This window comes from Amycolatopsis sp. NPDC102522 (genome assembly GCF_055584485.1).
Genome location: NZ_JBVJLY010000004.1, coordinates 424,272 through 443,835 on the forward strand (window position 1 = coordinate 424,272; position 19,564 = coordinate 443,835).

At 67.7% G+C, this 19,564-nt stretch carries 21 protein-coding genes; 15 read left to right on the forward strand and 6 right to left on the reverse strand.

Annotated elements, in window-relative coordinates:
- Positions 1-37: 37 nt before the first annotated feature.
- Positions 38-457 (forward strand): VOC family protein, encoded by a 420-nt coding sequence (locus tag ACZ6YV_RS14725; RefSeq protein ID WP_465510069.1) that lies wholly within the window; start codon positions 38-40, stop codon positions 455-457.
- 608 nt (positions 458-1,065) lie between these two features.
- On the forward strand, positions 1,066-1,572 hold the full coding sequence (locus tag ACZ6YV_RS14730; RefSeq protein WP_465510070.1) for a hypothetical protein: 507 nt from the start codon (positions 1,066-1,068) through the stop codon (positions 1,570-1,572).
- 270 nt (positions 1,573-1,842) lie between these two features.
- Here ACZ6YV_RS14730 and ACZ6YV_RS14735 read toward each other — a convergent pair whose 3' ends face one another.
- Positions 1,843-2,415 (reverse strand): TetR/AcrR family transcriptional regulator, encoded by a 573-nt coding sequence (locus ACZ6YV_RS14735; RefSeq protein ID WP_465510071.1) that lies wholly within the window; start codon positions 2,413-2,415, stop codon positions 1,843-1,845.
- Positions 2,416-2,497: 82 nt separating this feature from the next.
- On the opposite strand from ACZ6YV_RS14735, the gene ACZ6YV_RS14740 reads away from it, so the two are divergent.
- Positions 2,498-3,448, forward strand: a complete 951-nt coding sequence (locus tag ACZ6YV_RS14740; protein WP_465510072.1) for an NADP-dependent oxidoreductase — start codon at positions 2,498-2,500, stop codon at positions 3,446-3,448.
- A 231-nt stretch (positions 3,449-3,679) separates the two neighbouring features.
- Here ACZ6YV_RS14740 and ACZ6YV_RS14745 read toward each other — a convergent pair whose 3' ends face one another.
- Together ACZ6YV_RS14745 and ACZ6YV_RS14750 are read right to left on the reverse strand one after the other, a co-directional pair.
- Complete coding sequence (locus ACZ6YV_RS14745) at positions 3,680-3,850, reverse strand: hypothetical protein (protein WP_465510073.1); 171 nt, start codon at positions 3,848-3,850, stop codon at positions 3,680-3,682.
- A gap of 47 nt (positions 3,851-3,897) precedes the next feature.
- Positions 3,898-4,692 (reverse strand): nuclear transport factor 2 family protein, encoded by a 795-nt coding sequence (locus ACZ6YV_RS14750; protein WP_465510074.1) that lies wholly within the window; start codon positions 4,690-4,692, stop codon positions 3,898-3,900.
- A 64-nt stretch (positions 4,693-4,756) separates the two neighbouring features.
- Between ACZ6YV_RS14750 and ACZ6YV_RS14755 the strand changes: the two genes are divergently transcribed.
- A complete protein-coding gene (locus ACZ6YV_RS14755) occupies positions 4,757-5,758 on the forward strand; it encodes a helix-turn-helix transcriptional regulator (RefSeq protein ID WP_465510075.1) in 1,002 nt (333 codons plus the stop codon).
- 58 nt (positions 5,759-5,816) lie between these two features.
- Here ACZ6YV_RS14755 and ACZ6YV_RS14760 read toward each other — a convergent pair whose 3' ends face one another.
- Positions 5,817-6,275, reverse strand: a complete 459-nt coding sequence (locus ACZ6YV_RS14760; protein ID WP_465510076.1) for a hypothetical protein — start codon at positions 6,273-6,275, stop codon at positions 5,817-5,819.
- Positions 6,276-6,436: 161 nt separating this feature from the next.
- On the opposite strand from ACZ6YV_RS14760, the gene ACZ6YV_RS14765 reads away from it, so the two are divergent.
- The 3 genes from ACZ6YV_RS14765 (at position 6,437) to ACZ6YV_RS14775 (ending at position 9,024) form a co-directional block, all read left to right on the forward strand.
- Positions 6,437-6,640, forward strand: coding sequence for a hypothetical protein (locus ACZ6YV_RS14765; protein ID WP_465510077.1), 204 nt, complete (start codon positions 6,437-6,439; stop codon positions 6,638-6,640).
- 508 nt (positions 6,641-7,148) lie between these two features.
- A complete protein-coding gene (locus tag ACZ6YV_RS14770) occupies positions 7,149-8,273 on the forward strand; it encodes a hypothetical protein (RefSeq protein WP_465510078.1) in 1,125 nt (374 codons plus the stop codon).
- Between the two features lie 313 nt (positions 8,274-8,586).
- Entirely contained in the window at positions 8,587-9,024 is a 438-nt protein-coding gene (locus ACZ6YV_RS14775; RefSeq protein ID WP_465510079.1) for a GNAT family N-acetyltransferase, read from the forward strand.
- A 182-nt stretch (positions 9,025-9,206) separates the two neighbouring features.
- Here the strand turns inward: ACZ6YV_RS14775 and ACZ6YV_RS14780 are convergent, their stop codons facing one another.
- The gene (locus ACZ6YV_RS14780; protein ID WP_465510080.1) at positions 9,207-9,791 is read right to left on the reverse strand and encodes a TetR/AcrR family transcriptional regulator; all 585 of its coding nucleotides are present in this window, start codon (positions 9,789-9,791) and stop codon (positions 9,207-9,209) included.
- A 72-nt stretch (positions 9,792-9,863) separates the two neighbouring features.
- Here ACZ6YV_RS14780 and ACZ6YV_RS14785 point away from each other — a divergent pair, with 72 nt between their 5' ends.
- The gene (locus ACZ6YV_RS14785; protein WP_465510081.1) at positions 9,864-10,685 is read left to right on the forward strand and encodes an NmrA family NAD(P)-binding protein; all 822 of its coding nucleotides are present in this window, start codon (positions 9,864-9,866) and stop codon (positions 10,683-10,685) included.
- 5 nt (positions 10,686-10,690) lie between these two features.
- Positions 10,691-11,602, forward strand: coding sequence for an MBL fold metallo-hydrolase (locus ACZ6YV_RS14790; protein WP_465510082.1), 912 nt, complete (start codon positions 10,691-10,693; stop codon positions 11,600-11,602).
- A 54-nt stretch (positions 11,603-11,656) separates the two neighbouring features.
- Here ACZ6YV_RS14790 and ACZ6YV_RS14795 read toward each other — a convergent pair whose 3' ends face one another.
- Positions 11,657-12,427 carry an NYN domain-containing protein gene (locus tag ACZ6YV_RS14795; protein WP_465510083.1) on the reverse strand — a complete coding sequence of 257 codons (771 nt, stop codon included), beginning with the start codon at positions 12,425-12,427 and terminating at the stop codon, positions 11,657-11,659.
- A gap of 304 nt (positions 12,428-12,731) precedes the next feature.
- On the opposite strand from ACZ6YV_RS14795, the gene ACZ6YV_RS14800 reads away from it, so the two are divergent.
- The 6 genes from ACZ6YV_RS14800 to ACZ6YV_RS14825 all read left to right on the forward strand — a co-directional run bounded on the left by ACZ6YV_RS14800 (position 12,732) and on the right by ACZ6YV_RS14825 (position 19,534).
- Positions 12,732-14,018: an MFS transporter gene (locus ACZ6YV_RS14800; RefSeq protein WP_465510084.1), complete on the forward strand. Its 1,287-nt coding sequence runs from the start codon at positions 12,732-12,734 to the stop codon at positions 14,016-14,018.
- A gap of 3 nt (positions 14,019-14,021) precedes the next feature.
- On the forward strand, positions 14,022-15,164 hold the full coding sequence (locus ACZ6YV_RS14805) for an ROK family protein (RefSeq protein ID WP_465510085.1): 1,143 nt from the start codon (positions 14,022-14,024) through the stop codon (positions 15,162-15,164).
- Positions 15,161-15,877 carry an SDR family NAD(P)-dependent oxidoreductase gene (locus ACZ6YV_RS14810; protein WP_465510086.1) on the forward strand — a complete coding sequence of 239 codons (717 nt, stop codon included), beginning with the start codon at positions 15,161-15,163 and terminating at the stop codon, positions 15,875-15,877. The genes ACZ6YV_RS14805 and ACZ6YV_RS14810 overlap by 4 nt, the downstream gene beginning before the upstream one ends.
- 868 nt (positions 15,878-16,745) lie before the next feature.
- Positions 16,746-17,804: a methyltransferase gene (locus tag ACZ6YV_RS14815; protein WP_465510087.1), complete on the forward strand. Its 1,059-nt coding sequence runs from the start codon at positions 16,746-16,748 to the stop codon at positions 17,802-17,804.
- Between the two features lie 45 nt (positions 17,805-17,849).
- Positions 17,850-19,121, forward strand: coding sequence for a cytochrome P450 (locus tag ACZ6YV_RS14820; RefSeq protein ID WP_465510088.1), 1,272 nt, complete (start codon positions 17,850-17,852; stop codon positions 19,119-19,121).
- Entirely contained in the window at positions 19,118-19,534 is a 417-nt protein-coding gene (locus ACZ6YV_RS14825; protein ID WP_465510089.1) for an SCP2 sterol-binding domain-containing protein, read from the forward strand. The genes ACZ6YV_RS14820 and ACZ6YV_RS14825 overlap by 4 nt, the downstream gene beginning before the upstream one ends.
- Positions 19,535-19,564 lie beyond the last annotated feature (30 nt).

Consider the following 19,564-nt stretch of genomic DNA (forward strand, 5'->3'; position numbering starts at 1 on the left):
CCGGGCAGGCCGGCGGTCACGGGCGAGGAGTGTTCGGATGGGATCTCAGGCCAACCCCTGCATCGTGTTCAACGGTGACGCACGGCAGGCGATGGAGTTCTACCTGGAGGTGTTCGGTGGCGACCTCGAGGTGGGAACCGCCGCGGACTTCGGTTCACCGGATTCGGGCGACGGCGACAAGGTCATGCACGCCCGGCTCGACACCGCCGCCGGGTACACGCTGATGGCATGGGACTTTCCGGAGGACCGGCCGGGCCATCCGGCTTACCGGCCGGGCAACAACGTCGCGGTCTTCCTCGGAGGAGACGATGCCGAACTCCGCGGCTACTTCGAGAAGCTGTCCGTCGGCGGTGTTGTCACGCTGTCCCTGGAAAAACAGGTATGGGGCGACGAAGCGGGTTCGCTGGTGGACCGATTCGGGATCAGCTGGATGTTCAACATCACGAACCGGCAGTGACCTACCTCGACGGCCACGCCGTCTCCAGCTATCCCCGAGGCCGGCACGCGGATCCCCGCCGGCGGTGTTCCGCAACAGTCGTCGTCAGCTCGCTGACCACTGAGGACAAGCCGCACCCGCGCAGCGGCCAGCCTGACTTCGTCTGCCGATTCCAGCCGCTACCACTGGATCGCCCACTGGCTGACCACCAGGATGCCTGGCTCGGGTTGATCGGCTCAGAACTGGCCACACGTGAGGAATTGCCTCGAAACCAAGACCGATCTCAGTACATCGCGGTGAGACGACCACGAAAGCCCAGGTCACTTATTGAGGGGTAAGGCAAACCTGGCGTGTTTGTGGACGGTGTCGGTGACTCTGCGCGACACCGGGTCGTTGGCGTCGACTGTGTGGATTTTGGTGCGTTGGATGACCAGAAATCCACACACCCCTCACCCTGAGTGACAACTCGCGCCCTCGTCGACCCGACACCTTTGCCTTACCCCTCAATAAGATCGACGCGTCACGCGCGGTGAGATCGTGCAGGTCCTCGGCCTCTGGGCAAGGGATGACCGTCGGCGCGAACAACTGACACTCACCGATCACAGCCGGAACCAGGAGCACGAGCAGACATGCCAGACCAGCACGAACCCGACGATCCGCTCGCCAGACTGTATCTGTTGGCCAATCTCGTCAGGTCCGACCTGGCCGTCGCCGGAATACCGCTGGTTCCCGATCACCTGCACGGCGGGCATCCCCTTGGTCCGGTCGGCGCGCACGTCTTCGCCGACAACCTCGGGCATTGTGGTGTGTTCGTCAGTTGGGTCAGCCATTCGATCCTGACGTCCGCGGCCCTGGATGCTTGGAGCGAGGGCCGTAGCGGTCCAGACAACCCCGCCGGGCAGTGGAAGGAGACAATCGACACCGCGATGCGGAACGCGATGGCCACGATCCTGTCCTCGATCGGCTACGAGGTAGTGACAGCCGATGCCGACTCAGGAGTCGAGCTCATCGTGACGCGGCGAGCGGCCGAAAGCCCTTGGTTCGCCTGGTACCGGGACCAAACGGACCGGGTGCAAGCCAAGTCGCTCGTGACCGCGGAACGGCTCAGGGTCGCCACCGACGATCACGGGCAGTGAATCCACGGGCGGCGGTGAGACAAGCTGCGCGATCTGCGCATTCTCGGTTGTCTCACGGTGACGTCACCGTGATCAGTCTCGAACTCTTGGCGTTTCCTCGACCGGGGTGAGCCTGCGGCTGAAGCGACCGGGCAGCGTGGGCTGGTACGGCCGCCTGCTCGAAGGTCCTCATCGCGGCATGAGAGGGCGTTTGGCGACCATACGCCCGGCCCCGCCGCAAAAGTCTGACTGGGCTTGATCAGCTGATGAGGGGAGCCCGGCCGACCCTGCTCAGCGGACCGTCGGGGCTCGCGGCGTGACCGCGTCACGCAACTCGGCGGCGGCCTGGGCGATGAGCTCGGACAAGGTCGCGTCCGGATCGGCCAGCCAGTGGGACGTGGCGCGCCGGGAGATCGCGATCGCCACGTCGATGATGAAGCGTGCCTCGCCGGACTCGACGCCGCGGCTCTCGAGCGCCCGCGCCAGTGCGCGCGCGATGTCGGCGAGCTTGATCAGGTCGCGTTCGGCCAGGGCCGGGCTGGCAGCGATCACCCCGACGCGGCGCAGCAGGAACTCGCGCGAGCGAAAGACCTCGTCGGCGGTTCCCAGCGCGGCCAGCAGCGCCTCGAACGGCATGAGGTCCGGGGCGGCCGCCTCGACCTGGGCGACGAGGTGGGCCTCCAGCTCGTTACCGGCGAAAAGGACTTCCCGCTTGTCGGGGAAGTAGCGGTAGAACGAGCGCTCGGTCAGACCGGCGGTACGCGCGATCTGCGCGACCGTGGTGCGCTCGAACCCCTGCGTTTCGAACAGCTCGAGCGCCGCGCGCTCGAGCCGGCCCTGTGCGTCGGACTCCCATCTCGGCATGACTACCAGGATGACAGCAGAGACTGTCTTCGTCCTGCTAGGGTCTATGACAACAGATGCTGTCATCACACAGGAGATCGTCATGAAGGCTCTTCAGTTCGACCGGTTCGGTTCCCCGGACGTGATCGTGCTCCGCGATGTCCCACAACCGGACCCAGGACCTGGCCAGATCCGGATCGCCGTGCGAGCGTGCGGCCTGAACCCGGCCGACTGGCACATCGTCGACGGTCTCCTCGCCGACCATCTGCCGCCGCCGCCACGTGGGCTCGGCCTCGAGGTCGCAGGCACCGTCGACGCACTCGGCGAGGGCGTCGACGACGTCCAGATCGGCGACACCGTGTTCGGCCCGGCCACCTTCGACGGCCCGACAGCCGGCGCCGCCGAGTACGCGCTGATGCCGGCCTGGGCACGTATTCCCGAGGGCGTCACCGCCGAGCAGGCCGCCGCGCTCCCGATGGCGGCCGAGACGGCGTGGCGCGCGCTCGACGACCTCGGCGTCCAGCCGGGTGAGCTGCTGCTCGTCCACGGCGCGGGTACCACCGTGGGTGAGGCGGCGGTGCGCTTCGCGCTGCACCGGGGTGTCCGGGTGATCGCCACCGCCGGGCCGGCGCGGGCAGCCGCCCTGGAAGAGATCGGCGCCCAGGTGACCGCCTACGGCGAGGGCATGACCGAACGCGTCGGCGCACTGGCCGGAGGCCACGTCGACCGTGCCCTGGACACGGCACCGACCGGCGGCCGGATCGACCGCGCCGACCAGCCCAGCCCGGCCGGCGGCTCACTGCCGACCCTGATCGAGCTCACCGGGGACCCCGACCGCGTCCTCACCGTCTCGGACTTCGCCGCCGCGGCCGAGCTGGGCGTCCGCACCACCACCGAGATCCGCTATGACCAGATGGACGAGTTCGCCCGGCTCGCCGGCGAAGGCATCCTGACCGTATCGGTCGCCCGCACCTACACCCTCGACCAGATCCACGAGGTGGCCAAGCTCAGCCAGTCCCGCCGGCCCGGCGGCAAGCTCATCGTCGTCCTCTGATCGCCTCGCCGCCTCGCCGCCTGGCCAGGAGATTTCCGCTGCCGAACAGTGCTGGAACCGAACACTCCGATAACCAAGGCAGTCTCGAACCATCCACGTGGGCAACGACGAGGGGCAATTCCAGCTCCCGATTCTCGGAATGAGCGGATGTTCGCACGGCACGGGTTTCGTTGTTCGTGACCGGTGAGATTCCTGGCGCGCGTCGAGCCCACCGGCCAACCTCGAACGACCTCAGCCCCGCGCGACCTCGGCGGTGTGCGCGGGGGTGTAGCGCTCGCCCGTCACCTGGCTGCTCAGCGGGTCAAGCGCGGCCAGCGCCACCTGGGCCGGGGTGGCACCCAGCCGGTCGGCCACCTCGCGCACGGTCTTCTCGTTGGCCTCGCAACTCTTCAATGGGCTCATGACGGCCGTTTGGCCATTGCCGGCGTGGGCCCTGCGGTGGCGGTGGTTCATAGGTCGCTGCCGGAGAACGCCTGTGCCACAGTGAGACTGTCCTCGTAGACGTGGTAGCGAGTGATCAGGCCGTTGTCGACGGTGAGGTGCAGCGCGCAGCGAGCGATGTAGGCACTGCCGGTGGCCTTCACGATCTGGCGGATCTCGCCGAGGACCACGGCGTCTGGGCCGTCGACGAGGATCCTGGGCGCGACCCCGCCGCTCTTGCCGGGCATGTGGAACGTGTCGAGCGCGTGGAAGTGGTCGGCCACGTCGGCGCGAGTCGAGCGGGGCCTGATCCATGGCACGGCTGGGTGTCCTTCGGCGGGCCAGTCCAACTGCCAGTCGATGGCATCGGCGAACATCTCGGCGATCTGCTCCGGCTTCCCTTCGGCCAGGCGGGAGAGGAACCCGGTGACGACGGCGCGGGTGGCCGCCTCGGCGCCGGTGAACTGGTAGTCCCGCTGGATCCGGCCGTCCTCGCCGAGCAGGGCGAACACGACGCCGGTCCACACGGGTTCACCGCCGACGGCGGGAACCATGTGCACGGTGAAGGTGACGGCATCGTGGTGATGTACGGCGTCGTTCGCCGCCACGAAACGGAATCCGCCGGTCGCGACGAACTGCTCGTGCGCATCGGCGACGCGGGCCTGGACAGCGTCACGCCCGCGGTAGTCGGCGGAACCGATGAACTCGACCCCGTCCTCGCCCCACAACGCGGCGATGGCCGCACTGCGCCGAGCGGTGTCGGGCTCGTTCCACACGTCGGCGTAGCGGCTGACGAACGTCTCGATGTCAATGGTGCTGGTCATGGCCGAAACGCTAACCAGCCGTCACTGCCATCTTCTGTCAGTGGGGCAGGGCATGATTCGGATCATGCGAGCCAGCCGCCTGGTGTCCCTGCTGTTGCTGCTGCAGACACGGGACCGGATGACCGCTCAGCAGCTGGCCGATACCCTGGAGGTCTCTGTACGGACCATCTATCGGGATGTGGAAGCGCTTGGCGCGTCAGGTGTACCGATCTACGGCGAACCCGGTAACGAAGGTGGATACCGGTTGCTCGAGGGCTACCGAACCCGGTTGACCGGTATGACCGTCACCGAAGCCCAGACGTTGTTTCTGACCGGATTGCCCGCGGCGGCCGCCCAGCTGGGCCTGGCGACCGAGGTGACCGGTGCCCGGCTCAAGCTCACCGCCGCGCTGCCCGGCGAGTTGCGTGACCGCGCCAACCGCGTCGCTGACCGGTTCCACCTCGACGCGCCCTCGTGGTACCACGAAGACGATCGCACTCCCCACCTGGCTGTGGTCGCCGACGCCGTGTGGAACCAGCACACCCTGCGGATCCGCTACCTGCGCTGGGCGAAACCGCAGGAGATCACCCGGATCATCCAACCGTATGGTCTCGTCCTCAAAGTCGGCCACTGGTACCTCGTGGCCAGGCACCCGGACCGGTTCCGCACCTACCGGATCTCCCGCATCCTCGACGCGCACGCCCTTCCCGATTCCTTCGACCGCGCCGAAGACTTCACCCTTGCCGATTACTGGCACGACTACCTTGAGCACTTCGACCAGCGCCGACACCAGCACCAGGCGACGCTGCGGGTCTCCTCCCGCGGCCTTGACCTGATGCCCTACTTGGTGGAACCGGCCGTGGCCCACGCCGCCCAGCGGACCGCGACAGGGCCGGACCCGCAAGGCTGGACCCAGATCACCATCCCTTTCGAGTCGGTCGAAGCAGCTCTGCCCGAACTGCTCAAACTCGGTGCCGACGTCGAAGTCCTCGCACCCGAAACTCTGCGCGCCCACATCATCCGCACTCTACGAGCAATGAATCACGTCTACGAGCAGCCAACTTCCCCGGACCCCCACCAGCCCTGACGCCGCTTCGTCGACGGGTTTGGTTGGGCGAGGCCTGTCGTTGGGTACCGCTTGGGAGTCACCCTGCGAGCGTCAGGGCGAGCCATCCGCCGACGGCCGCTGCGAGCGCGCCGAAGATGAATCCCAACCACCGCGGGTAGGTGTGGTCGTCGATGACGAGTTCACGCACCAAGGCGATGAACAGACCGGCCACGCCGAGCACGATGATGTTCACGTCCGTGTCCACGGTGTTGCGCAGATCCACGACCGTGGTGCCCTTGCGCAGGAACACGATCCCGCCGGTCGCCGTCGAGACGTGCACTACTACCGGGGTACCGGGCTCGGTGTCGGTCGCCTGTTGTTCGTTGCCGAACTCGAAGTCCCCGGCCGCGCTGCGGACGGTGATGAAGTAGGTGAAGTGCGGTTCCGTGTGCTGTGGCGGTAGGTGACTCTCTTGCCGGTGCGCGATGACCGTGCCCTCGATGCTGGAGGTCGGTGCGTCCCGCACGTTCAGGTCGTGGACAGCGTAGGTGACCATGCCAGCCGAAACACTGAACCACAGTAGAGTTGCGAGGAGCCGTATCACCAGCATCACCGCAGCGTAAGGACGACGTGTGGCGGGCGGGGAGGGCACAACCGCCCTCAGGCCCGCACCGTGCCGACCCCAGGCCGGAGGCCGTCACCCAGGGCGGTTCGCGGGTGGATCCCACCGCGGCGGCCGACAAACACGCCCTGGGTGCGCTAGGGCGGCGGGAGGAGGCGCTGGCCGCGGTCACCAAGGCGGTCGAGATCCGGCGTCGGCCGGCCGAGCAACGTCCAGACGTGCACGCTGCAGAACTCGCGGCATCCCAACGGGTACAGGATTGGCTGCTGAACAATCCCGGCGACACCTCATCGCTGTGAGGTCCATAGAAACCGTACGCCAGCTGATCGCAGACCGTCAGGAACCGCAAACGGTGGCGAACGCTCGCTCATCGGCATGAGCGGACATTTCCTTGTATGTAGCGGCGATGCCGCCTGCTGTGGCGGGTCATCGGGGTTGTTGAAGAACCCGACACCGTTGTCCGCTAAGGACACTGACTGGTGTTGCTTGGCGGCAGTGGCGACCTCGAACTCCCCGCCCGCGACCAACGGCTTACCGACCGGCCCGTCGCCGTACTGGGATTTCATTGAGGGCGACGGCGATCATGGCCATTGCTTTGCGTATCGAACATCCTCCCAGTCTGTCTGGATGCTTACCTGTGTTGATACGCAGGCGGGTTACAGTTCCCGGAGGGCTTTTGCCGCCGCCGCGAACGAGCCATGGCCGGCATCGGTAAAGGCGCACTGGCCATCTCGCCAAATCATGGCGCGTAACCCCGGCACGTATTACCTGATGAAGCCTTGATGTTTCTATCGAGGGAGGATTTCCATGCGTTTGCCTTTCCGGGTAGCCGTGTTGGCAGCAGGCGCGGTGACCGTGGGTGTCGGCATGGCCGCGCCCATCGCAGCCGCCGCGCCCGCTCCGCAGTACCGACTCGTGCTCGGCTCCGCGAAAACTTTGGATTACCGCGGGATCAACGCGCGCGGCGACATCATCGGTGTCGGTCTCGACCCGGCGCGTTTCGGGCGGGAGGAGGGCTTCGTCGTCAAGGCCGGTACGACGACACCCATTTTCCTGGCCGACCCCGGCACGAACAACCAGAACTCCGTGCCGCGGTCCATCACTGGCCAGGGCGTGGTGGTGGGGCGCTACTTGAAGAACGTCGTGGTCCCCGGTGGGGCAGTGGAGATCACCCGCCCGGCGATCTGGCCAGGGCCCGGCGGCGCCGGATCGGACCTCGGCGTGAATCCCACCGGGTCGGCGGACGCGTTCGGTATCAACGATCAACAGCAGATCGTGGGTTGGCAGGGCGGCCCCACCTTGATCACACCGTGGCAGCGCAACGGCACCACGGTGACCAACCTGCCGCCGCTCGGCGGCTCCAAGGACACCGAGGCGCTCGGCGAGAACAGCAACGGAGTGGTCGTCGGCGACGCCACGGTCCCCGGTGGCACCCTGACCGGCGGTAATCAAGTGGCACTGGAGTGGACCAACGGAAAGCTCACCACGCTCGGCCAGCTCAACGGTGGAGCCTGGAGCGAGGCGCTGGCCATCAACACCGCCGGGCAGGCGGTGGGTTCGGCGGCGCCCGCCGGCAGCTCGCTCCTCGACTCCCACGCGGTGATGTTCAGTGGCGGCAAGGCGATCGACCTGAACGTGCCGCGTGGCGTCAACCAGGGCACCGCGCACGCCACCGCGATCAACACCGACGGTGTGATCGTCGGTGACGACGCTGTATTCCCCGACGTGTCGGGCATCGGCAACGGTTTCGTGTACCGCAACGGCCACGCGACCGAGCTCAACTCGCTGATCAAACCGACCCCGAACGTGCGGCTGGGGGGCGCCACCGGCATCAACGACGCCGGAGACATCGTCGGCACCGCCGTGCTCACCGCGCCGGACGGAATGGTGTCGACCGTCGGCTACGAATTGCTGCCCATCCCGACCACATAGCTCAACTCGGTCGCTGAGGTCTGCGCATCGGCGCGGGTGGCCGAGGCGGTGGAAAGGCTCTGGGAGCCGGAGAAGAAGTTCGTCGGCTGATGCTTCCGACCGCAGAAGCATCAGCCGGCGAACGTGTTTCGCCGAGTTGTGGGCAGAGGCGATGGTATTTCGGCAGACCGGCCGGGTTCGAGGGACGAGGAGCAGGCAACCTGACCCGGTTCGGCAGTCGTGTCGAGCGCGGTGCAGTGCCTCCGCCGGCGGGCTCTTGGTGCTGTCGTCACGTGCGCGATCAGGGCCGCAGCCGATGTGTCAGGATCGTCGCGTGGACGAAGCCGAGCTCGTGATCGGACCGGAATCAGGCATACCCGTGGACGAGCTGCTGGCGCTCTACGAAGCGGTGGGCTGGTCGGTCTACACCGACTCGCCCGACCTGCTGCAGGCAGGCGTGGCCGGGGCATCCTACGTAGTGACCGCGCGCCAGAGCGGGAGACTGGTCGGCCTCGCTCGCGCGTTGTCCGACGGGGCGACCATCTGCTACCTGCAAGACGTGCTCGTGCACCCGGCCGAGCAACGCCGCGGGATCGGCCGCGCTCTCGTGAAGGCAGTGCTGGACCGCTATCGCACGGTCCGGCAGAAGGTCCTGCTGACCGACGACGAACCGGGCCAACACGCCTTTTACGAGAGTCTGGGCTACACCGAGATCCGCGACTACGGACCCGGCACGCTGCGCTCCTTCGTCCGTTTTGACGACGGCACCTGAGGCCGACGGCCTCGCCACGACCCATCCGCGGGGCACGGATTGTCAGGCGGGAGACGGTACTCGGCCAGTGCTCGCAGCCTGCCCCGCCGAGCGAAACACCGACGACGCCCGCTTCTGCCGCGATGAGGACCTTCGGGCAGGCGGCAACCGAGAACATCCAGGTCGCGCAAGATCGAGACATGTCACGAGCGGCGAGAACCTCCATGACGGGCTGGTCGGAGCAGGGCCTCGACGAGCCCGCGTGCCTGGCGCGCCGGCCCGTCGGCACCGTGCGACTGCACGGACGCGTAAACCCCTTCCATGACAAGGAAGATCTGGTCGGCGAGCACCTCGGAGTCCTTTGTGGTCAGTCGGGCGGTCAGCTCGCCGATCTTCTCGCGTACCCACGTCTTGGTCTCGACTGCCAACACGTGTGCCTTGGCCGATGCTTCCGGCAACTCGGCCATCGCCATCAGGAACGGACAACCGCGGCAGTGTTCCGGCTGTACCTGCTCGATGAGCGCGTCGAACAGCGACATGATCCGGTCAGCGGGCTCGCCATCGGCCGTCGCCGCGACGAACCATTGCTTGTAGAGCCCGCTGGCGCGCTCGACGTACGCGGCGACGAGGTCGTCCTTCGACGCGAACAGGCGGTACAGGGTCGTCGGCGCGACACCGGCCGTCGCGGCGATGGCGTCGACACCGGTGCCCTTGATGCTGTGCCAGTAGAAGAGGTCGTGCGCCACTGCCAGGACGTGCTCTCTCGTCTCCTTGGCAGTTCGCCTCATGATCGCGTAGCTTACACGTTAGGGAACGATCCCTAACATCAACGGTTTTAACATCACTGGGGAGTGAAATCGATGATTGTCGTGACTGGGGCCACTGGGAACGTCGGGCGGGAAGTGGTCCGCCTGCTGGCCGAGGCCGGTCAACCGGTGCGGGCCCTGACCAGGGATCCGGCGACCGCGTCGGTGCCGGCCGGTGCCACGGCCGTGGCGGGCGACCTGACCGACCCGGCGACGCTGCGGCCCGTACTCGAGGGGGCCACCGCGTTGTTCCTGCTCAGCGGCTACTCGCCGGACATCTTCGGTGAGGCTTCGCGAGCCGGTGTGCAGCGCGTCGTGCTGCTGTCCGGCGGCTCGGCCGAGACCGGCGACCGGTCCAACGCGGTCGCCGGATACATGATCGAGACCGAGGACAAGCTGCGGGCGTCCGGCCTGGGATGGACGATGGTGCGGCCGCGGATGTTCATGACCAACACGCTGCAGTGGGCTCCCCAGGTGAAGTCCGGTGTGGTGCGGGCACCGTGGCCGGACGTGCCGTCGGCGGTGATCGACCCGGCGGACATCGCGGCCGTCGCGGCGAAGGCGCTCGTGTCAGCGGACCACGAGGGCCGCGAATACCCGGTGACCGGCCCGGAGGCGTTACGGCCGGAGGAGCGGGTGCGGATCCTGGCCGAGGCACTCGGTCGCGAGATCCGGTACGAGGCGCAGCCCGACGACGAGGCCCGCGCGGAGATGCTCACGCAGATGCCGGAGCAGTACGTCGACGCGTTCTTCAGCTTCTACTCGGAGGGAAAGCTCGACGAGGCAACGGTCTTCCCGACGGTTCTCGAAGTGACCGGCCGTCCACCGCGGACGTTCGCGGAGTGGGCCCGGGCCAACGCGGGGCGGTTCCAGTGAAAAAGGTGATCCTCGCACTCCTGCTGCTGGTACTGGTCCCCACACCGGCGTCCGCCGCCTCGCTTTCGGTCGGGCGGCACGCGTCGCCGAATCCCGGCTCGGTCAACGTGCTGTGGATCTCCGCGCCCCGTGGCCTGATCCTGGTCGACGCGGGCCGCACGCTGTCGGAGGCACGCAAGACGGTCGACGAAATCCGTGCCGTGTACCGTCCGGTGGTCGGGATCCTGATCACGCACGCTCATCCGGACCATGTCGGCGGCCTTGGCGTGCTGCACAAGGCTTTCCCGCGTGCGCCGATGTACGCGTCGGCCGGGGCCATCCACGAGATCAAGACCGACTCGAAGGGCCTCTACGAGCTGACCAGGCAGTCCGGCGGCGGCGACTACCCGGGCCCAGGCGAAATGACCGTCCCGGATCACGTGCTCCGGCCGAACCAGTCGATCACGATCGGCGGCCTGCGGTTGGCGACCGCGGAGCTCGGCCCAGGGGAGACGGACGCGGAGACGGTGTTCTACGAGCCGGCCCGCCACGCGCTGTTCCCCGGGGACATCGTGGCGAACCGCATGACGCCGGCGTTGCTGGAGGAGCACACCTGCGGCTGGCTGTCCGACCTCGACCAGTTGCGTAGCCGCTTTCCCCAGGCGCGGACCCTGTATCCGGGGCACGGCGCACCAGGCTCCCGCGACCTGATCGACAAGCAGGAGCGGTACATCCGCGACTTCCGTGCGTTCGTGGCGCCGACCGCCGCGGTGGACTCACCGGGCGGTGCGGCGGTCACGGCCGAGGAGCTGGCGGGCGTCAAGGCCAAGGTGACGGCGAAGTATCCGAACTATCCGAGCGTGGCGTCCCTGCCGACCTTGATGGACGTCAACATCACCGCGGTGGCACACGAGATCGCGACCGGTACGCCCTGCTAGGCGCTGTCCGATGGGAGGTCGCGACCCGTCGGGCGGGTAGGAAAGACGCGCGGGCTACTCGGCGGATCGACGTCGCTTGTCGCGGATGTAGATGATCGCTGATTTACCGTCGCCGGGACTGCGGCGGTCCTGTTCGAACAGGGTGGTCGCGATGATCAGGCCGCTGAGCTTGGGATAGCCGTAGTTGCGCGGGTCGAAGTCCGGGCGTTGTTTGGTGATGATGCTGCCCACCGCGGCGAGTGCGGCCCAACCGTCGTCGTCGGAGGCTGCCTCGACCGCGTTGCGCAACTGGTTCACCAGTGCTGTGTCGGCCTTCAGCTGCGCGGCAGCCGTAACGGGTTTTGGTTTTGGGTCCGCTTCTGCCGGCGCGGTGGGGTTGTGGGGGTAGGTGAGGTTTTCGGTGTAGATGAATTTGTCGCAGGCGGCGACGAAGGGCTGGGGTGTTTTGCGTTCGCCGAAGCCGTAGACGGTGAGGCCGGACTCGCGCAGGCGCGCGGCGAGTCTGGTGAAGTCGCTGTCGCTGGAGACGATGCAGAATCCGTCGAAGCGGCCGGAGTAGAGCAGGTCCATGGCGTCGATGACCATCGCGGCGTCGGTGGCGTTCTTGCCGGTGGTGTAGGCGAATTGCTGGATGGGCTGGATCGACTGGGCGAGCAGGTGGTCCTTCCAGCCTTTGAGGTTGGTGCCGGTCCAGTCGCCGTAGGCGCGTTTGACGTGCGCGGTGCCGTACTTGGCGACTTCGGCCAGCAACCCCTCGGTGATCGAGGGTCGCGCGTTGTCCGCGTCGATCAGTACCGCGAGTCTGACAGTGTTCTCGCCGGCCATGGATCAGCTCACCCTCCGGTAAGTCGTCGGACCCTGGTGTCAGCCGGGATCGTGGATCATCCTCCCCAGCATCGCACGGCCCGAGCATCGGCTTCTGCCGTTGACTGCCTGAGCTCCGGCGAGGCGGTTGCCTGATCGGTCCGCCCCGGCTGGCCGATCGTCCCCAAGAGCGTCGGATCCAGGCAGGGGAGCCGGCGTGGGCCGTAGTTTGGTGTTCGTCGCACAAAAAGCGCGGTGGGGAGGAACACTGATGGTGCCGGGCATTGCGAGCCCTCCGTCGATGTCACCGGGGCGGGCTCGATTCGTGCGGAACTGGACCGGCAGGCTGGTCGCGTTCGGCGAGTTCATCGACGGCTACGACCTGCTCGTCATCGGCGCCGCGGTCCTGTTCCTCAAGCCGTCGTTCCACCTCACCGCGTTCCAGGTCGGGCTGGTGACCGCGACGGCGTTCGTGGGGACGGCGCTCGGCCTGGTGGTCTTCGGTGACCTCGCCGACCGATTCGGCCGCCGGGTGATCTTCATGGTCAACCTGGTGGTCTTCGTGGTGGCGTCCCTCGCCGCCGCGTTCGTCCAAGACGTGTGGCAACTGGTCGCGGTCAGATTCGTGCTCGGTGTCGCGGTGGGCATGGACATCCCGACCTCACACGCTTTCCTCACCGAGATCGCGCCCAAAGCCCGCCGGGGCCGGATCGCGGGCAGCTTGCCCAACATGATGTGGCTGTCCGGCGCCATCACGTCGGTGCTGCTCGCGCTGGCGCTCCAGCCGCTGTTCGGAAACGAGACCTGGCGGTGGCTGTTCGGCCTGGCCGCGTTGCCCGCGGCCGCGGTGCTGGTGGCGAGGCAGTTCCTGCCGGAGTCGCCCCGGTGGCTGAGCGCGCGCGGTCGCGGGGAGGAAGCACAGCGGATCTACGACGCGCTCGGGCTGGAGCCGCCGAAGCGTGAGGTCTCGGAGAAGCGCAGCTACCGGATGCTGGTGTCCGGTGGTGCGTGGCGACGGCTGGCGACGGTCACGGCGTTCTTCGCCATCCAAGCCTTCGGTGGCGCGGTGGCGACTGTCGCGGGACCGTTGATCATCAGCAGTACCGGCATCGGGGTCTCCAACACCCTGTACTTCTCCCTGCTGGGTTTCGTGGTGGGCTTGGTCGCCGTCGTGGCGGGCGCCGCGATCATCGACCGGGTCGACCGACGCCGGCTGGGCGTGTGGACGTGCCTCGGCGTGTTCGCCGCCGGGGTGGGCATCGCGCTCACCGGCGAGCGGGCAGGCGTGGGCCTGGTCGCTTTCTGGGTCGTGTACGCCATGCTGACCTGGCTCGGCCCGGGCGTGTTGTCCTGGGTGTGGAGCACCGAAGCGTTCCCGACTTCGTTGCGGGGTCTCGGATCCGGTATCGCCCAGTGCGTGACCCGGCTCGCGATCGCGCTCAACGTGTTCCTGGCGCCCATGCTGGCGCAGAAGCACGGCATCACGATCGTCGCGTGGTACGCCTGCGCGTTCTTGGTCAGCGCGGTGATCGTGCTGGTATCGCCGTGGCTGGCCACCACCGGTGTCGAACTCGAGGAGACCAACGGTGTCGAGTCCGGAAAGCCGGTGTGAAGGATGAACAACCCAGGCCTCAGCGGGACCAGGCCGCGTCAGGCCCGCCAGGCCAACACGGCCGCCGTGCTCCAGCTGCTCGTCCAGCGCGGCCCGCTGGCGCGCGGCGACATCGCGAAGGAGCTGTCCCTCAACCACGGCAGCGTCAGCAGGATCATCGAGCCGTTGCTGTCCGCCGGTGTCGTCCGTGAACTCGCCGAGCAGTCCACCCGGGTCGGCAGGCCCCGGGTGCCGGTGGAACTGGACCCGGCCAGCCGGTACGCGGTCGGCGTGCACCTCGGCCTCGAACGGACCACGGCCGGACTGATCGACCTGGCCGGTCACTGCGTCAGGACGCGTGCCGAGAACCGCGATCCGGCGGACAGCGTCGCCACCCTGCGGCACGCCGCGGACCTGGCGGCGGAGATGGCGGGCTCCGCACCGGGCCCGGTGCTGGGCATCGGGGTGACCGCCGGCGGTGAAGTGGACCGCGAGACCGGTCGGGTCGTGCGCAACGACGTGCTGGGCTGGACCGACGTCCGGGTCGCCGACCCGTTGCGGGAGCGGACCGGGCTCGACGTCGTGGTCGACGGCAACGTGTGTGCCCTGCTGGGCGCCGAGCTCACCTTCGGCGCCGGACTGGGGCAGCACAACGTGTCGTACCTTTTCGTCGGCAACGTCGCGGAGACGGGGTTCCTCAGCCGGCCGGCGGATACGAGCTCGAACGGCATCATCCAGGGCGGCTTCGGCCGCCTCCTGGTACCCGATCTCACGAATGGTGGTCACGGGCGCTTCCGCGAATGCGGGACGGACGTGGCCCTGCTCGCCGCGGCTCGAAACGCCGGGCTCACGGTGACCTCGCTGACGGACCTGATCCGCCTGGCGGACACGGATGCGGTCGCGAGCGGGCTTCTCGAGGCGCGCAGCGCCCAGGTGGCTCTGGTGGCCGACACGGTGTACGACCTGATGCGGCCGGACATGGTCATCCTCGGCGGTAGCGGCGCGCCCTCGGACCGATGGCTCGAAGTGGTGCGCGATCGCGTCGAGACGACTCCGCCGCAGGCGCTGGTCCGGCCACGGTCCCGAGGCAATCCCTTGGTCACCGCCGCGGCGGGACTCGTCGTGCGCTCCTTCTTCACCAAAGGGACGGCCGAATGGGTCGCGTGAGCGGAGTAGTGGTGCTCGGCGGCGCGGGCGGTATCGGCTCGGCCGTGGTGAGCGCGCTGCTGGCGGAGGGGCGAGAGGTGGCGGTGGTGGACATCGCGCCACCTCCGCCGGAACACGCCGAAGTGCCGTGGATCCAGGGCGACGCGACCGATCCGGCCGTGGTCGGCGCCGCGTTCGACACACTCGGCAGCGTGACCGGTCTGGTGCATTGCCTGCTGAGCGAGCACCGCGCCCCCTTCGCCGAACAGACGACGGACGCGCTGCGCAGGGTGCTGGACGTCGGTGCGGTGTCCGCGCTGGAGCCGTTGCAACAGTTGATAACCCGTGCCGAGGGAAGGCCGTGCGCCGCGGTGCTGGTCAGTTCGATCCACGCGGGCTTGGCCTGGGGCGGGCAGGCACCGTACGCGATGGCCAAGGCCGCGCTGGAGGCGCTCGGCCGCGCCGCCGCCGTGGAACTCGGACCGCGCGGGCTGCGGTGCAACGTCGTCCGGCCGGGGTTCGTCAGGGTGCCGCGTAACGCGCATCGCTGGCAGGACGCGGCGACCCGCGACGCGCTGACCGGGCTGCAGCCACTCGGCGAACTCGCCGGGCCGGACGACATCGCGCGCGTGATCGCCTTCCTCCTCGGCGATCAGGCCAGGTTCGTGTCCGGTGAGATCGTCACCGTGGACGGCGCGATGACCGCCGCGCTGCCCGAGCCGCCGGCACTGTGATCCCTCGCGATCTCAGTCGATGAGGGCGTTCTTGGAGAACAGGTTCGCTGCGCGCGAAGGACGCGGTTGTCACCTTTCCGGAGCGCGGGGTCGAGATCGGCGGCATCGATCGTCGAATTCCTTGACATCCACGACGAAATACGGTGAGGTGCGCGGAATACCGGTGCCGCGCCATCGACGATTGTCCTGCCGCTCAACGTGATCCGCACCATCGGCGTCCCCTGCTGCCTCACCTAAGTGATCGGTACCGCGACCTCCGGAAAGTTAGCTTCGACTTCCGGTTTAGGGCATCTTCAGGCGTCTCGTACATGTCCGCATCCATCTGCCGGCGTGCAAGTTGTCGCGGACCTTCAGGGTGTGCGGGTGGTCGGGTCCTGGCACCCGCAATCGATCGGTGAGTACCACCGAAATCGAGACCGAGCCGGGTTATTGAGGGTAAGGCAAACCTGGCGTGTTTGTGGACGGTGTCGGTGACTCTGCGCGACACCGGGCATGTGGCGTCGACTGTGTGGATTTTGGTGCGTTGGATGACCAGAAATCCACACACCCCTCACCCTGAGTGACACCACACGCCCTCGCCGGACACGTCGACCCGACGCCTTTGCCCTACCCCTCACTATGTCCCGCATACGAGCATCGACACCGGCCTCGCCGAGACAGCCGCTCGGTACCGCGACCATCGCGACCGGTGGGAACCACCTCCACGAGAGCAACGCGATCCTAGTCGTGGTCGAGCACCGCTTTACCAGGTCGGCTGAACATTGTCCTCGAACCGCCGACAACGGTCATAGAGCCGAATCGCCGGTGATGCCCTCGGTCGGTCGTCAAGCCGAACCGAAATCTCGCCATTCACAGGAGAGGTGACCACATGACCATCATCCGGAGCAATCCGTCGGGCGGCGGCGCGATACCGGACTCGTCGGCGATCACGACGCTGCGCGATATCTCCCTCGCCTCCGCCGCACCGGCCGCGCTGCGGGCCGCCATCCGGGTCGGGCTCCCAGACCACATCGGGGACGCCCCCGTGACCGTCGACGACCTCGCGAAGTCCCTCGACGTCGACGGGGCGATCCTCGAGCGCCTGTTGCGCGCGCTGCGCTCCTACGGCGTCTTCGACGAGAACGCCGACGGAATCGTCCATACCGCGATGTCGCGTCTGCTGCGCGAGGACGACCCGCAGCGGCTCAAGTACTGGGTTCTCTGGGTCACCGAGCCTTGGGCCTGGGAGCTGTGGCCGGACCTTGAAGACGCCGTTCGCACCGGCCGGGGCGATTTCGAGGGGAAGTACGGGGACAGGTTTTTCTCGCACCTTCACGCGCAGTGGCCGGACTCCACGGAGATCTTCAACCGTTCCCAGACCGAGCTCAGCCGCCTGACCTCGGCAGCCATCGCCAAGACGTTCGACCTGAGTGGCGTGCGGACCTTCGCCGACGTCGGCGGCGGTCGCGGCTACACGCTCTCCACGATCCTGGAGGCGAACCCGCATCTGCACGGGACCCTGGTCGACCTGCCCGCTGCGGTAGCCGAGCCGGACCCGCGGCTGCGCCCCGGCGGCGCGCTGGCCGGGCGGTCGCAGGTGCTCGAGGGCGACTGCCTGGTGGACATCCCGGTCAAGGGGGCGGACATCTACCAGTTCAAGAGCATTCTCGAGTGGGACGACGAGTGGACGGTGACGGCACTGCGCAACGCCGCGCAGGCCGGGCGGCCAGGAAGCCGGGTGCTGATGATCACCAACCTCGTCGACGACAGCCCGGAGATCCGGTACGCCACGGGGATCGACTTGCTGTTCCTGCTCAACACGAATGGGCGCCGTCACACGCGCAAAGGCGTGACGGCGCTGGTGGAGCGCGCCGGTCTCCGGCTCGAGAGTGTCACCCCGGTGCCCCCGCTCCTGCATGTGGTCGAGGCGAGTGTTCCGTCGGCCTGACGGTTGCTCGCGCGCCGCAGGCGAGTCCGTTAGAGAGGAGTCCCGATGACCGCAGACGTGACGACGATGAACTCCGTGGCCGAGCACGCTGCCAACGAGGCGTTCGCCGAGCTTCTGTTCTCCCCCGAAGGGCGGGTCGATCCGCATGCGCGCTACCGCCGCCTGCGTGAGGCCGTGCCCGTTCATCGCAGCACCCTGGGAACCTGGGTGGTATCCCGGTATGACGACGCGAACGCGTCTCTGCGCGCCAAGTACATCGGCAAGGACGTGCACACCTTCATGGCCGGGCGTTTCAGCGACGAGTGGGACCAGCACGCTGCTCTGGTCAAGCTCGGCTCGACCATGCTGTGGGCGAACCCGCCCGAGCACACCCGGCTTCGTCGCATCGTCAGTCGGGCTTTCACCTCGAAACGGGTTTTGGCGCACCGTGCCTTCATCGTGCGGCGAGTCGACGAGCTGCTGGAGCCGTTCGTCCGCGACGGCGGCGGCGACATCTGCAACGACTTCTGCTTCCCGTTGCCCCTCAGCGTCGTCGCCGGCCTGCTCGGTGTGCCCCAGGAGGAGGCCCCGTTGCTGCGGGAACCGATCAGGGACTTCCAGCGTGTGTTCGAGCTGGGGATGACCGCTTCGGAGCTGCAGGCGGCGGACCGGGCCGCGGACTTCCTGGACGAGTACTACGGCCGGCTCGTGGACCGAAAACAGCGTACGCGCGGGGACGACCTGCTCTCCGCCCTGATCGACACCGATGACGAGGCCGCCCGGCTCAGCCGGGCAGAACTCGTCCAGATGTGCCACATGATCATCGCCGCGGGGAGCGAGACGACGACGTTCTTCCTCACCAACGGCATCCGGCTCTTCATGGAGAACCCGGACCAGGCGGACCTGGTCCGGGGTGACCCGTCGCTCATGGGTTCCGCGATCGACGAAGTGCTGCGTATGGATCCGCCTGCCCATATGGTCCCGCGCACCACCGACGAGACGACGGAGATCGGGGGAGTCGCGATCCCGCCTGGGTCGCGCCTGATGGTGCTGATCGCCGGGGCCAACCGCGATCCGGAGCATTTCACGGACCCCGATCGCTTTGACATCACCCGCGCGGAAAGCAGCCCGATCTCCTTCGGGGCGGGCATCCATGCCTGCCCAGGGTGGCGGCTCGCGAAGCTCCAGGCCGAGGTCGTGTTTCCGGAGATCCTGCGACGGTTTCCACGTCTGGAACTGGCCGAGTCGTTGCGCCACCGGCCGCGAGTCGCGTTTCCCCAGGTCGAGGCCATGATCGTGAGAAATGGGACGCGAGAGGGGAAAGGGAGGGCGTCATGACCGCCGGGACGAACGCAGCGCCGACGGTGCAGTACCTCTCCGATGAGTACCTGGCCGAGCTGAGCCGGCTGACCACGGCTGCCCCGGCGCCCCCGGCGAGGGCTGACGTCCGGCTGCAGTTCCACGCGACCGATACCCCCGAAGGCGAGATCGACCACTACTGGGTGGTGCGTCGCGGCACCCTGACGCGTGCCGCACGGGGACGGCTGGAGACCCCCGACCTCACGATCACGACGACTTACGCCGACCTCGTCGCGTTCCAGACCGGCGAGCTCCATGTCGCCACCGCCCTGGTTACCGGCCGCTTCGCTGTGGAGGGCGACAAGGCGAAGCTGCTGGAGCTGATGCTGGTGCTGCAGACCGGCCACTATGCCCGCTCCGCGGCGGCGCTGTGGGCGAGGACGCAATGGTGACCTGGCAGGACATGCCGATGACCGGACCGG

Bases quoted from the DNA above. Each gene is read 5' to 3' on its own strand.
- ACZ6YV_RS14725 (WP_465510069.1), top strand. From the start codon at position 38: ATGGGATCTCAGGCCAACCCCTGCATCGTGTTCAACGGTGACGCACGG.
- ACZ6YV_RS14730 (WP_465510070.1), top strand. From the start codon at position 1,066: ATGCCAGACCAGCACGAACCCGACGATCCGCTCGCCAGACTGTATCTG.
- ACZ6YV_RS14735 (WP_465510071.1), bottom strand. From the start codon at position 2,415: ATGCCGAGATGGGAGTCCGACGCACAGGGCCGGCTCGAGCGCGCGGCG.
- ACZ6YV_RS14740 (WP_465510072.1), top strand. From the start codon at position 2,498: ATGAAGGCTCTTCAGTTCGACCGGTTCGGTTCCCCGGACGTGATCGTG.
- ACZ6YV_RS14745 (WP_465510073.1), bottom strand. From the start codon at position 3,850: ATGAGCCCATTGAAGAGTTGCGAGGCCAACGAGAAGACCGTGCGCGAG.
- ACZ6YV_RS14750 (WP_465510074.1), bottom strand. From the start codon at position 4,692: ATGACCAGCACCATTGACATCGAGACGTTCGTCAGCCGCTACGCCGAC.
- ACZ6YV_RS14755 (WP_465510075.1), top strand. From the start codon at position 4,757: ATGCGAGCCAGCCGCCTGGTGTCCCTGCTGTTGCTGCTGCAGACACGG.
- ACZ6YV_RS14760 (WP_465510076.1), bottom strand. From the start codon at position 6,275: ATGGTCACCTACGCTGTCCACGACCTGAACGTGCGGGACGCACCGACC.
- ACZ6YV_RS14770 (WP_465510078.1), top strand. From the start codon at position 7,149: ATGCGTTTGCCTTTCCGGGTAGCCGTGTTGGCAGCAGGCGCGGTGACC.
- ACZ6YV_RS14780 (WP_465510080.1), bottom strand. From the start codon at position 9,791: ATGAGGCGAACTGCCAAGGAGACGAGAGAGCACGTCCTGGCAGTGGCG.
- ACZ6YV_RS14785 (WP_465510081.1), top strand. From the start codon at position 9,864: ATGATTGTCGTGACTGGGGCCACTGGGAACGTCGGGCGGGAAGTGGTC.
- ACZ6YV_RS14795 (WP_465510083.1), bottom strand. From the start codon at position 12,427: ATGGCCGGCGAGAACACTGTCAGACTCGCGGTACTGATCGACGCGGAC.
- ACZ6YV_RS14805 (WP_465510085.1), top strand. From the start codon at position 14,022: ATGAACAACCCAGGCCTCAGCGGGACCAGGCCGCGTCAGGCCCGCCAG.
- ACZ6YV_RS14815 (WP_465510087.1), top strand. From the start codon at position 16,746: ATGACCATCATCCGGAGCAATCCGTCGGGCGGCGGCGCGATACCGGAC.
- ACZ6YV_RS14820 (WP_465510088.1), top strand. From the start codon at position 17,850: ATGACCGCAGACGTGACGACGATGAACTCCGTGGCCGAGCACGCTGCC.
- ACZ6YV_RS14825 (WP_465510089.1), top strand. From the start codon at position 19,118: ATGACCGCCGGGACGAACGCAGCGCCGACGGTGCAGTACCTCTCCGAT.